Annotated in this window: 10 protein-coding genes; 4 read left to right on the forward strand and 6 right to left on the reverse strand. The window is 69.9% G+C overall.

What is annotated here, in order from left to right; translation table 11 throughout:
• Positions 1-80 precede the first annotated feature (80 nt).
• The 6 genes from JQS43_RS16380 to JQS43_RS16405 form a co-directional block, all read right to left on the reverse strand.
• Entirely contained in the window at positions 81-419 is a 339-nt protein-coding gene (locus JQS43_RS16380) for an RNHCP domain-containing protein (protein WP_239675267.1), read from the reverse strand.
• 101 nt (positions 420-520) lie between these two features.
• Positions 521-1,639: a golvesin C-terminal-like domain-containing protein gene (locus JQS43_RS16385; protein WP_239675268.1), complete on the reverse strand. Its 1,119-nt coding sequence runs from the start codon at positions 1,637-1,639 to the stop codon at positions 521-523.
• A 79-nt stretch (positions 1,640-1,718) separates the two neighbouring features.
• Positions 1,719-3,767 (reverse strand): family 10 glycosylhydrolase, encoded by a 2,049-nt coding sequence (locus JQS43_RS16390; RefSeq protein WP_239675269.1) that lies wholly within the window; start codon positions 3,765-3,767, stop codon positions 1,719-1,721.
• A 174-nt stretch (positions 3,768-3,941) separates the two neighbouring features.
• Positions 3,942-4,688 carry a TIGR03943 family putative permease subunit gene (locus JQS43_RS16395; RefSeq protein WP_239675270.1) on the reverse strand — a complete coding sequence of 249 codons (747 nt, stop codon included), beginning with the start codon at positions 4,686-4,688 and terminating at the stop codon, positions 3,942-3,944.
• 13 nt (positions 4,689-4,701) lie between these two features.
• On the reverse strand, positions 4,702-5,634 hold the full coding sequence (locus tag JQS43_RS16400; RefSeq protein WP_239679463.1) for a permease: 933 nt from the start codon (positions 5,632-5,634) through the stop codon (positions 4,702-4,704).
• 200 nt (positions 5,635-5,834) lie between these two features.
• Positions 5,835-6,629 (reverse strand): pyridoxamine 5'-phosphate oxidase family protein, encoded by a 795-nt coding sequence (locus JQS43_RS16405; RefSeq protein ID WP_239675271.1) that lies wholly within the window; start codon positions 6,627-6,629, stop codon positions 5,835-5,837.
• A gap of 102 nt (positions 6,630-6,731) precedes the next feature.
• On the opposite strand from JQS43_RS16405, the gene JQS43_RS16410 reads away from it, so the two are divergent.
• The 4 genes from JQS43_RS16410 to JQS43_RS16425 all read left to right on the forward strand — a co-directional run bounded on the left by JQS43_RS16410 (position 6,732) and on the right by JQS43_RS16425 (position 12,710).
• The gene (locus tag JQS43_RS16410) at positions 6,732-8,606 is read left to right on the forward strand and encodes a carbon starvation CstA family protein (protein WP_239675272.1); all 1,875 of its coding nucleotides are present in this window, start codon (positions 6,732-6,734) and stop codon (positions 8,604-8,606) included.
• Between the two features lie 12 nt (positions 8,607-8,618).
• Complete coding sequence (locus JQS43_RS16415; RefSeq protein ID WP_239675273.1) at positions 8,619-9,044, forward strand: hypothetical protein; 426 nt, start codon at positions 8,619-8,621, stop codon at positions 9,042-9,044.
• 121 nt (positions 9,045-9,165) lie between these two features.
• The gene (locus JQS43_RS16420) at positions 9,166-10,911 is read left to right on the forward strand and encodes an ABC transporter ATP-binding protein (RefSeq protein ID WP_239679464.1); all 1,746 of its coding nucleotides are present in this window, start codon (positions 9,166-9,168) and stop codon (positions 10,909-10,911) included.
• Positions 10,908-12,710 (forward strand): ABC transporter ATP-binding protein, encoded by a 1,803-nt coding sequence (locus JQS43_RS16425; protein ID WP_239675274.1) that lies wholly within the window; start codon positions 10,908-10,910, stop codon positions 12,708-12,710. Before JQS43_RS16420 ends, JQS43_RS16425 begins: the two co-directional genes overlap by 4 nt.
• Positions 12,711-12,762: the final 52 nt, after the last annotated feature.

Raw genomic sequence — 12,762 nt, forward strand, 5'->3', positions numbered from 1 at the left:
CGGCGGCGTATCTTCACCGGCCACCCGACGTACCCGGGCGGCGCCGGGCCCACTACGTATGCGTACGTCGCGGGGGGGTGTTACGGATGCCTGCGTCGGCGGGGACGCTGTCGCGGTATCGGCGGCGGCGGTTGGGTTGCGACCGCGACGATGGCGTCCTGGTCGTCCTCCGGCGCGGTCTTGCAGCGGCGCTCTGCCCCGCACCGGTCGCAGCGGTGCAGCAGCGAGGTGCCGCCACCGGCCGTATCGACCCCGACCGGCACCATCAGCCCCTGACAGTCGGCGGCGCGGTCACCCGGATCTACATCTACGTGCTTGGAGTGCAGGCAGTGAGCGCAGTGGTTGGTGTAGCCGTTTCCGACATTCCGGGTGGCACAGTGCTCACAGACGAAGTCTTCGACCATCCGCGTGAAGCTCATCCGGGCCACCCCCTCTACCGGAAACTAGCACGCGGTGACCGGACGCGCCGGCGATGGCCGAGGCCATCGCCGGCGCACCCAGCCAGCTGTAGCTGGCGCGATCAGTTGCGGATCCGCACCGCGTCGGCGAGGACGTACCCGCTGCCGGTGGTCCACCGGCTCACCCCGACCACGTTGTAGGTGCCGGCCGACAGCGAGAAGGAACCGAGACTCACCCAACGGCCGCCGTTGGTGCGCTGGTTCACATGCACCGTCTCGCTACCGCCGCTCGCCGCCACCACGAACGGCGTGTTGTTGTTGTAACCGGGATCCGCCGGCCACCAGGCGTCCACCTGGTACGTGCCGGCGCTCGGAATGTTCGCCCGGAACCACGCCGCGTCGCTGCTGAGCACCGGCTCCGCAAAGTGGTACGGCGTTGCGTAGGCCTGGCTCGACCAGGACGAGGTCCCCCAGTTTCCGCTGGCAGTGAAGTTGCCGGAGGTGGAGTCGACGATCGCCTCGAAGTCCCCACCGCCGCCGTTGCCGCCGCCGTCGATCGCGTCGGCGACATCGTTACGCAGCTGCGAGAGCATGCCGTAGAACACGTTGCCTGGGCAGGCGGTCGCGCTGAAGTCCCGGTGCCCGAAGATCTGACTCGGCGGGATCTGATACTGCTGGCAGGTGTAGGCACAGAAATGCACCAACGCGTCGTAGAGCGCCGCTGGCGGGGCGACCGAAGTGTAGGTGCCCTCGTTCTCGATGCCGATCGACTCGCTGTTCTGGACCCCGGCGTGCGCACCGTGCGGGAAGCTGGTGCCGCCCTGCAGCGTCGGCAGGCTCTGATGCCGAGCCTCCATGATGTGGCCACCACGGCTGATCGTGAACTGCTGACCCGCGTCGATCCAACCGTTGGTGTCCATGTGATGGTTCTGGATGCCACGGGAGAGCGAGAAGGCGCGCGCGAGTGAGGTGTCGGCCTGGTTCGCGGTAGCGGTGTGGTGAATGACGATCTTGTTCGGGCGGTGGTTCCGGATAGTCACCGCCGAGCTGGGCGGCCGGGCGTTCCACGCCGCCCGGTTGTGGATGGTCGGCGCGCTGACCTGCGCCAGCGCCGGAGCCGCAGTGGTCAGGGCGGTGGCGCCGGCGGCTGCGCCGACGCCGAGTAACACCGCGCCGCGCAATAGCGACCGGCGTCCTACCCCGGGTGGGGCACCGTCGCAATAATCATCGGGTGCGTGCATCGTGGGGGTCTCCTCTCGAGCATGAAGCCGATAAGGGGGGTGGGGGGGGTGTGGTCAGGCCGGTCGGTGTGGCCGCCGGCTAGACCTGGGTGATGCGAACCGCATCGGCGATGACGTAGCCGGAGCCGTTGGCCCACCGACTGACGCCGATCACGTCGTAGTCGCCCTCGGCGAGGGTGAAGGTGCCGAGCTCTACCCACTGGCCGCCGTCGATCCGCTGGTCGACCGGTACGGTCTGGAGCCCATCGACGGTGCTAACCAGGTAAGGGGTGGCACCGTGGTAGCCAGGGTCGGCTGGATACCAGACCTCGACGCGGTAGTCGCCGGTGCCGGGCACGTCGATCTGGTACCAGGCCGGATCGCTGGCGGCTACCGGCTCGGCAAACCGGTATGTGTCCCCATATGCCTGAGGTGAGTAGGAGGAGGACCCCCAGTCGCTGCTGGCGTGGAACCGGTCGCTCGTACTGTCTATAATGGTTTGGAAGTCACCGCCGCCGTTCTCGCCGTCGACCACCACACCCGCGCTGGGGTCGCTCTCGTGATGCAGCCGATCCAGGGCGGCGACGTGGTAGGTGTACGTGGCGCCGGCGGCGGTGGCGTCGGCGAACGAGGTGTCGGTGGTGGTGCCGAGCAGATGCCGGGCGTCGGCGAAGTCGCACGGATCCACTCCGCTGGCCGCGCCGTCGAGCCGATAGACGGCGTACGAGCTGGCCCCGCTGACCGCCTGCCAACTCACCTCGATGTCGCCGCCGGCGGTGGTGGCGGTCAGGCCGCTCGGCGCAGCCGGCGCGGCGCCGCCGAGGTGGGGTGCGACCGGGACCAGGGCGGGCCGGGCATAGTGGTCGGCGACGAGCTGACTCATCGCGCCGATCCGATCCGCCTGCACGTCCTTGGCGCTGAAGTGGACGTCACCCAGCACCTCGGGGTGGTCCCGGTTGAACGCCAGCAGATCCGACAGGACCGACGGCTGTTGCCAGGCCGGGTCCTCGCCAGCGGCACCGGCCCGGTAGGTCGCCTGGCCGATGAACAGCTGCACCTGGGTGCCGGCGACCACGTCGGACCACCAGGGTACGAGCACCGAGTAGTCCGCCGCGGCGAACCCGATCGGCCAGTAGATCTGGGGTACGACGTAGTCGACCCACTCTTCGACGACCCAGCGGCGGGTGTCGGCGTAGATGGCGTCGTACGACTGGAGTCCGTTGGTGGCCGAGCCGAGCGGGTCGGTGGACTGGTTACGCCAGATCCCGAATGGGCTCACCCCGAACTTGACGTGCGACTTCTCCGCGCTGATCTGGGCGCCCATCTCCGCGACCAATTGGTCCACATTGTCGCGACGCCAGTCGTCGATGTCGGTGAAGTCGCCGCCGTACTCGGCGAAGGTGTCCTGATCAGGGATCGGCGTGCTGCCCGACGGGTACGGGTAGAAGTAGTCATCCCAATGCACTCCGTCGAGATCATAATTACTCACAGCATGCATCATGGCGGCTGTGACGTGCTCACGCACGGCCGGCACGCCGGGGTCGTAATACAGCTGGCCCCCGTACGAGAAAACCCAGTCGTCGTGCTGCCGGGCCGGGTGCTCCGGGTGGAGCTGACTCAGGTCGTCATGGGTCGCCACCCGGTACGGGTTGAACCAAGCGTGAAACTCCAGGCCACGAGCGTGCGTCTCGTCGATCATGAACTCCAGCGGGTCGTACCCGGGGTCGCTGCCCTGACTCCCGGTCAACCAGTGCGACCACGGCTCGTACGGCGAGGGCCAGAACGCGTCGGCGGTCGGGCGAACCTGGACGATGACCGTGTTGAGCTGGTGTTCCTCGGCGAGATCGAGCTGCGCCCGGTACTCCGCCTGTTGTTGCGCGGCGCTGAGCCCGGAGCTACTCGGCCAGTCGAGATTAGCCACGCTCGCGATCCACATCGCGCGCAGTTGCCGTTTCGGCAGCGCCGGATCGGTGGCACACTGGGAGCTACCAGCGTCGGCTGCGGCCGGGTCGGCCACATCGGCCGGGTCGGTGGTGACGGCACCGGCGGAGCTGACGCTGACCGCGCCGCTGACCAGCAGCAATGCGGCGACCGCGATGATCCGTCCAGTGAGGGCGGGGGCGCGCGAGGCGCGGAGGGGGCTGGGCACAGGGGCTCCCGGGGGGTGGGGGGCTAACGGGGTGGGCTAGACCTCACACGCGGGACGCTAAGCCATCCGCGCGACATATGTCTAGACCACTATGAAAGATTTTCCCCGGTATTTATCTGTAAAGCTCTATGCCAATGCGCTCTGACCTCACTCGACAACCGAGGGTCACCCCGGTCACTCATATGGCCGGTCCGGCGGCGGCACCACTTCCCACGTCTCCACCTCAATGTAGGGAATGGTCGCCTCGTTGATCGGATCCACCGTGGTCTGCTCGACGTACGTCCCGATCACCGCCACCCAGGTATCGTCGGCCAACCCCACCGGAGCCTCCGCCCCCACCATCCCGACCTTGATCGGCCGAGCGTCCGCGGCGCAACACGAGAGCACCAGCCGAGCCAAGAACTGCTCCTGCTCCCCCTCGTCCGCCCCGCCCCGCCGGTCACTGGTGAGGAAACCGGTGAGCTGAATCCGACGGTCGGCCAACGACCGGCCCTCGTCCCAGACCGCCCGCGAGGCGTAGTCCAACACCGGCAGCTCCACCAGGCTCACCTCCGGCAACGGGGGAAAGTCTGCCGGCCGCTGATCGATCGAGAGCGCGGTGCCGGTGGTGCCGGCCGAGTAGGAGCCCAACGCCGGCGGCGAGACCAGCAGCAGCCCCAGCACCGGCGCCACCAGCAGCCAAGCGACCCGCGGCTCCCGGTGGCCGTGGCCATGGCCATCGTCCGGTGGGGGCTCCCGGCGGTCGCGGCGGAGCTCATACCACAAAGTCATCCCGCCGGCCACGATCAGCAACCCGCTAGCCACGATCAGGAACGGCTGCAATGTGTCCTTGACATAGCGCAAATACATGTCGGTAAGGCTGGCGCGCAACACCGCACCGCCGAACAGCAACATCACCACGCCCTGCGCCAGCCGATTCACCGCACCCTCCGATTCACAGCAGCAGCCAGCCGAAGAACAACGCCATCGCAACCGCCACCACCAGGGTAAGCGGGGCGAAGGTCGCGGCGAACCGGCGACCGAAGACGCCGGCCTGCATCGCGATCAGCTTCAGATCCACCACCGGGCCCACCACCAGGAAGACCAGCCGGGCGGTCAACGAAAACTGGGTCAACGAGGCGGCCACGAAGGCATCCGCCTCGGAGCAGATCGACAGCAGGATCGCGAGCGCCGCTAGCACCAGCACCGCCAACCACGGATTCTCCGCCACCGCCTGCACCCACTGATCCGGCACGACGACGTTGATGGTGGCGGCCGCTGCGGCCCCGATCACCAGGAACCCGCCGGCCAGCACCACATCATGGCGGAGCGCCTGCCAGAATGCCCGGTGCTTGGAAGCGTCGTCCAGCTCCGGGCGGGGCGGCAACCGCAGCAGATCGACCTTGCCCAACCGGATCCACAACCAGCCGACGATCAACGCCACGGCCATACTCGCCAGCCCGCGGGCCAGCACCATCTCCGGGTTGTTCGGGAACGCCACCGCCGTGGAGACCAGCACGATCGGATTGACCGCTGGCGCGGCGAGCAGGAACGCGAGCGCCGCCGCCTGGCTGACTCCCCGCCGGACCAGCGACCCGGCGATCGGCACCGACCCACACTCGCAGCCGGGCATCATCGCGCCGGAACAGCTCGCCACCGGCACCGCCAACGCCGGGTGGTTGGGCAGGGCCTTCTGCCAGAACGACCGGGGAACGTAGACCGCGATCGCGGCCGCGACCGCGACCCCTCCGACCAGGAACGGCAGCGCCTGAACCATGATCGCCACGAAGACGGTCGTCCAGGTCTGCACCATCGGATGGTCGACCGCGTCCGCGATCGGGGCCCGGAAGATCACGAGCAGGATCAACAGCCCGACCAGGATCTCCATCGAGCCAACCCGGTCGCCGAAGCGGCGTCGCCTCGGCCCGGTCGGCGAGACCCGGCCGGTGCGGTCGGTCCGGACCGAGGTAGGCGGCTCCGCCGGGTCGCTCACAGTCACCGCGCCACCCTATCTGCCCGCCGCCCTCCCCCTGCCGATCATGAGGTTAGGGACACGAAACGCCGCCGATCGGGCCCCTAGGTTCATGATCAACCGATTGGGGGGAGGCTGGCCCGGCAGGCGCGTTCGAGCCGCCGCTGCCGTCGCCATCGCGCCCAGATCCCTGGCGCCGGCGCCAGCTCGACCTGCTCCGGACGTCGCTCCACCCGCATCAACTCCCCGCTCCACCAACCGCTGGTGAGCCACGGGGTCCACCGCTCCAGATCCGGCACCGAGAAGTCGTGTCCCAGCAGCACCGCCGGCCCGGCACCAGCGCCCCGCCCGCCGGGCACCCCCGTACCCGCGAGGCTCAGCAGGTCGAGTTCCCCCGCCTCGTCGGTGAGGCGCCGCACCGTGTCGACCCGGAGCCCGCCCGGCCCCGCAACCGCGAACACTTCGCCGGCGCCGCCCGCGCGCACCCCCACCGACCGGACTACCGGTTCCCCGAGCACCACGATCAGCCGGGGCATATACCACCAGTGCTCGCGCCGCAGCAACGGCGAATCGATCAGCACCCGGGCCGGCGGGTACTTCCGCAGCTCCTGGTCGAGCAGCTCGTCGGCGAAGACCTCACCCGCTGGATCCTCGACCAACCGCGGCCGACCGCACACGGTCAACGGCCACCAGCCACTGCCGGTCATCCGATCGTCCGAGAGCACCAACGCCGCCTGCGCCGCGCCCGCCACCCGACGAGCCCGGGCCAGATCGGCGTACGGGAACGCCACTGCGGGCTCACCTTTGAACAGCAACGGGGTGACCGGAATCGCCGGCGGCGCCTCCCCCGGGGCCCCCAACCACACCAACTCCGCGACGGCGGCGGCGTGGATCGCCCGACCCAGCTCCACGTGACATCCAATTAATTTGACTATTGACCCACTTATATTACCGAGTTACCGTACCGCAACACGCGCTCTCGCGCGACAGGCACGGACTGCAGGGAGGCAGCCATGCCAGCTATTGTCGTCATCGCCGCGGTCATGGCGTTGTTCGCGATGGGCTACCGTTACTACTCGCGCTATCTGGCGCAGCGGGTGTATGGGCTCGACCCCGGGTACGTTACCCCGGCGCACCGCTACCGGGACGGGGTCGACTTCGTCCCGACCAACAAGCATGTCCTGTTTGGTCATCACTTCACCTCGATCGCCGGCGCGGCGCCGATCGTCGGCCCGGCGATCGCCGTCTTCTGGGGTTGGGGGCCGGCGCTGGCTTGGATCGTCCTCGGCACCATCTTCGCCGCCGGCGTGCACGACTTCGGCTCCCTCGTCGTATCGGTACGGCACCGGGCACGCAACATCGGAACCCTCGCGGCGGACGTGATCAGCCGCCGGGCCCGTACCCTGTTCCTGCTGATCATCTTCTTCCTGCTCACGCTGGTCAACGCCGTCTTCGCGGTAGTCATCGGCAACCTCCTGGTGAGCTACCCAGGCGCGGTGATCCCGATCTTCGCGCAGATCCCGATCGCGATCGCGATCGGACAGTACATCTACCGCACCCGCAGCCCAGCCCTGGTGCCCTCGATCATCGGGGTGATCCTGCTATACGTCATGATCTGGGTCGGCCACCACGTACCGGTCGAACTTACTGGGCTCGCCGACTCGCTCGGCCTGGCACAGCCGCGCGACCTGTGGGTGATCATCATCTTCACCTACACGTTCATCGCCTCCCGGCTGCCGGTCTGGCTGCTACTCCAGCCGCGGGACTACATAAACTCCCATCAGCTCTTCATCGCCCTCGCCGTGATCTTCGTCGGGGTGCTGGTGGGGATGGATCGGATCGTGGCGCCGCTGGTCAACGAGGTGCCCGATGGCTCCCCGAGCATCTTCCCGTTCCTGTTCATCACCGTCGCCTGTGGCGCCATCTCCGGCTTCCACTCGCTGGTCTCCTCCGGCACCACCGCGAAGCAGCTCGATCGGGAGACCGACGCCCGGCACGTCGGCTACCTCGGCGCGGTCGGCGAGGGCAGCCTGGCGCTCGGGGCGGTCGTCGCAGTCAGCGCCGGAGTGGCCGCCACCCGCGCCGAATGGGACGCCCTCTACGTCGACCACGCCACCGCCTCCGGTGGCGCGGTCGGCAATTTCGTCAACGGGATCGCCGCCTTCGCCAGCAACCTCGGGATCGAGTTCCAGCTGGCGACGGTCTTCGCGGCGGTCGTGGTGGTCTCCTTCGCGGCCACCACGATGGACACCGGCATCCGGCTGCAACGCTACATCGTGCAGGAGATCGCCGAACTTTTGCGTTGGCGGCGACTCGCCCGCAACCTGACCCTCGCCGGAGCGATCGCGGTAGTGGTCCCGCTGGCGCTGGCCCTGCTCCCAGGGGGCGGCGACGCCGGCTACACCTTCGGTGTCCTGTGGCGACTGTTCGGCACTACCAACCAGCTCACCGCCGGGCTGGCGCTCTCGGTGATCGCGGTCTGGGTGCTGCGGCGCCGCCGGAACCCGATCGCGGTCTTACTACCGTTGGCGTTCCTGGTGCCGATGACCACCTGGGCGCTGATCCTGCAACTACGAGAGTTCGTCGAGGCGGGCGAATGGGTGTTGGCACCGCTGGACGCGATCATCCTGGTGCTGGCACTGTGGCTGGTCGTGGAGGCGGCGATCGTCCTGACCCGCACCTATCGGCAACGGCGCGACGGCACGCTACCGGAGCCGGACTCAGCGGAGCCCGGACCGGAGCCCGGACCGGAGCCGAGCCCGGCCACCGGGGCCGGCGCGACCGGCGCGCTGCCGCGGCCCAGAGGCCACGCCGAAGCCGAACCCGGCACCCCCGACGCCGCCGATCCCGAACGCGCTGACCCGCCGCCGCCCGATACTCACACCTGACCGGTCCCCGAGGTGACCGGAGCACGGCAGCGGGTACTGCTGGTGCGCCCCTGGCGCGGCGGCCACCCCGGTGGCTGCTGCGCCGGGGACCCGGCCGACCTGCTAACCCCGCCAGGTGGTCGGGCCACGCGCCGGCCGGCCGACCACCCCGCGGGTTCCGAGCAGTTCGACTTCGCCGCGCTCTACTCGGCGGTCCGCGCCGGACTGCCCGCCACGGTGGCGGTCGAGGTCGTCGACCCTCGCAACACCGTGTTCCTCCTGCCCGCCATCGTCCGGGATGCCCGCCGCCGGGGACGATCGTGGCGCACCCTGGCGCGGTCGCTGGTGACCGGCACCGCACCCGGGGCCATCCTGGTCGATGGTGAGCTGATTAGCCGCGGCGAGCCGCCGCCGCCGACCCAGGCGCTGACCCAGATCCGCCGCGCCCTATCGCGTTGATCATGGACCTAGGTCCATGCTAACCCGCTGACCAGGCACCTAGGTCCATGATCACCGCGCGGGTGCTATAGAGTACGACAATCGTTTTCAGGTTCGGGTACTCGGAGGTGATCGCGCCGTGATGCTGCAACGGCGGCTGCTCGGGCTCGTCCGGCTCGCACCGCTGGCCGCGGGCACCGCGGTGCTCGCCTCCCTCGCTGCGATCGGGTGCGCCGTCGGCCAGGCCGTCGCCGTCGCCGACGTGCTCCGGCGGCTACTCACCGACGGCGGCGTCGAGGACATCCACGCGCCGGTGCTCTGGGCAGTCGCCGCCGGCCTCGCCCGGGCCGCGCTGCTCTGGCTGCGCGACATCGCCTTCGCCTACACCGCCGCGAGGGTAAAGACCCGCATGCGTGACCAGCTCTACGGCAAGGTGGTGGCGCTCGGGCCGGGGTGGACCGCACAACGCCGAGCGGGTGACGTGCAGACCACGCTCGCCGACGGGGTGGAGTCGTTGCAGGCCTACGTCGGCTACTACCTGCCGCAGGCGGCGGTGGCGCTGGTCGCACCGGCCGCCCTGGTCGGCGTCATGATCTGGATCGACCCGGTGGTGGGGTTGACGGTGGCGGTCGCCGCCGCGGTGGTGCCGATCGCCCGCCCCCTGTGGCGGCGGCTGCTCGGGGACCGGGGCACCGCCTTCTGGCGGGCGTACGCCGCCTTCGGCGCCCGCGTGCTGGAAGCGCTGCAGGGCATGAGCACGCTCAAGCTCCACAACGCCGCCGACCGGTACGAGCAGACGGTCCGGGCCGAGGCCGAACAGGTACGCCACGCGGCGGTCGGGAACCTGAAGGCCTCGATGGGCGTCTACACCCTGGTCACCGTGGCGTTCGGGGTCGGCACCGCGCTCGCGGTCGCGGTCGCCGCGCTGCGCTTCTCCTACGGCGCCCTCGAACTCGCGGCGCTCCTGATCGTCCTGGTGTTGGCCGCCGAATGTTTCCGGCCGCTACTGGAGCTGCAGAACTACTGGCACCAAGGGTTCCACGGCATCGCCGCGGCATCCGGGATGTTCGCGATCCTCGATGCCGAACCCCGGGTCCGGGATGGCCACCGCACGCTGCCGGTCACCCAGGCCCCCGAGGTGGTGTTCGACCAGGTCAGCTACGCATATCCCGGCGCCGCCGAACCAGCCGTACGTGAGGTGTCGGTCACGGTCGCGGCAGGCAGCACGGTCGGGTTGGTGGGTCGCTCCGGCTCCGGCAAGACCACCCTCACCTCGCTGCTGCAACGCTTCGACGACCCGACCAGCGGCGCGATCCGGGTCGACGGGGTGGACCTGCGGGAGCTGACTCTCGCCAGCGCCCGCGGGCTGGTGTCGGTGGTGTCGCAGGATGTCTACCTCTTCCACGGCAGCATCGCTGATAATCTCCGGCTGGCCAGACCCGCCGCCAGCGACGATGAGCTGGTGTCGGCCGCCCGGGACGCGCACGCGCACGAGTTCATCACCGAGCTCCCCGCCGGCTATCAGACGACCGTGGGTGAGCGCGGGGCGCGGCTCTCCGGCGGGCAGCGACAGCGGGTGGCGATCGCCCGGGCGTTGCTGGCCGACGCACCGATCCTGATCCTCGACGAGGCCACCGCGAGCGTCGACGCCGCCGCCGAAGCGCTCATCCAGCAGGCGCTGGACCGCCTCCGCGTCGGCCGTACCACGATCGTGATCGCGCACCGCCTGTCGACAGTGGCGGGCGCGGATCAGCTTGTGGTGCTGCAGCGCGGGCGGGTAGTAGAGCAAGGTCCGCCGGCAGAGCTGCTCGCCCGGCCGGGCGCCTTCGCCGAACTCGCCGCCGCCCAGCACGGCGAACTCACCCACTCCGGAGAGGTGGCCCGATGAGTCTGCACCGTTCCGAGGTCATGCCGGACGGCCCGGCGGCCGGCGGGGTGCGGGCACTCGCCGTCGTGCTGCGCACCCAGCTGCGCCCGTTCCTGCTCTCCTGCGCCTGCGGCCTCGCCAACCAGGGGCTACAGATCGCCGCGACCGTCCTCGGCGCGTACCTGGTGGCGGCGGCGGTCACCGGCGCCGACCCGGCCCAGCTGTGGCTGCTGGGCGGGCTGGTCCTGGGGCTGGTGGCGCTGCGTGGGCTGGCCTCCTGGTGGGAGGCGTACGTGTCGCACGCGCTCGCCTTCTTCGTGCTCGCCCAGGTTCGGGGCTGGTTGTACCGGGCGTTCGTCCGGCTCGCCCCCGGCAAGCTGCTCCGCCGCCGCTCCGGCGACCTGGTCACCCGGGCGATGGCGGACAGTGAGGGCTTGGAGATGTTCTACGCCCACACCCTGATCTATCTGGTGGTGGCGGTGGTGTTGACTCCGCTGCCGCTGGTCGCGCTGGCGGTGCTGCACCCGGCGCTGGCGGTCGCGGCGGCGGTGCCGTTGGCGCTGCTGTGCAGCGCCCCGTTCGCGCTGCGCCGGGTCAACTTCCGGCACGGCGCCGCGGTCCGCGCCCAGGTCGCCGAGGTGGGAAACCAGGTCTCCGACGTGGTCGGCGGCCTGCGCGAGATCGTAGTGCTCGACCGGGAAGGTCGGCACCGGGAGCGGGTCCGGGCGGCCACCTCCCAGCTGGCGGCGGCGCACCTTCGGCAGGGGGTCCGCGCCGGCCTGGAGTCAGCCAGCAACCAGGTGTTGGTGGCTGCGACCTTGTTGGCGACGCTAATCACCGCCGCCTTCCTGGTCAGCGGCGGGCAGCTGGAGGCTCGGTGGTTGCCGGTGGCGGCCATGCTCGCGGCGGGCGCCACCGCGCCGGTGGTGACCCTCTTCGAGGCGACCAAGGTCTGGGGCATCACGACCGCCTCGGCAGAGCGGGTGTTCTCGCTGGTCGCCGAGCCAGCGGCGACCCCGGACACCGGCACCCTGAGCCCGACCAGGGCCGCCGGCGGCTATGAACTGCACGACGTATGGTTCCGCTACGACGAGGACGGTCCGTGGGCGTTGCGGGAGGTCGATCTGAGCCTGCGGCCGGGTGAGCTGGTGGCGTTGGTCGGGCACTCCGGCGCCGGGAAGTCCACTCTGGCGCATCTGTTGCTGCGTTTCTTCGACCCCACCCGGGGTCAGCTCACGCTCGGCGGCCACGACCTGCGGGAGCTGACCCAACAGCGGCTGCACGAGCTGGTCGCGTTCGTGCCCCAGGATGTCTTCCTGTTCCAGGAATCGGTGTGGTGGAACGTCACCCTGGGCCGGCCTGATGCCGATCCGGCGGCGGTCCACGCCGCCCTCGCCGCGGCCCAGGCCGCCGAGGTGGTAGCGGAACTTCCGGACGGAACCGACACGCTGGTCGGCGAACGAGGCGCTCGGCTCTCCGGTGGTGAGCGGCAACGGTTGGCGGTGGCCCGGGCACTGCTGCGGGAGACTCCGGTGCTGGTCCTGGATGAGCCGGTCTCCCAGTTGGACACGATCAGTGAACGTCGACTCCGCGACGCCCTGGACGCCGCCCGGAGCGATCGGACCGTGGTGGTGGTCGCGCACCGGCTCTCCACCATCCTGCGCGCCGACCGGGTGGTGGTGCTGGACCGGGGGCGGGTGGTGGGCGACGGGACCCATCCCGACCTGCTCCGGGACTGCCCCGAGTACGCCCGGCTGGTGGCCGCCCAGTGGTCGCTGGAACTGCCGGTGACCCCGCCGCAACCTTGTCAGCGGGAGTGAAGCCTGCCACGATAACTCCATCGTGGGAGCCGGCAGCCACACCGGACGATCC

The sequence above is a fragment of the Natronosporangium hydrolyticum genome (assembly GCF_016925615.1).
GTDB classification, from domain to species: domain Bacteria; phylum Actinomycetota; class Actinomycetes; order Mycobacteriales; family Micromonosporaceae; genus Natronosporangium; species Natronosporangium hydrolyticum.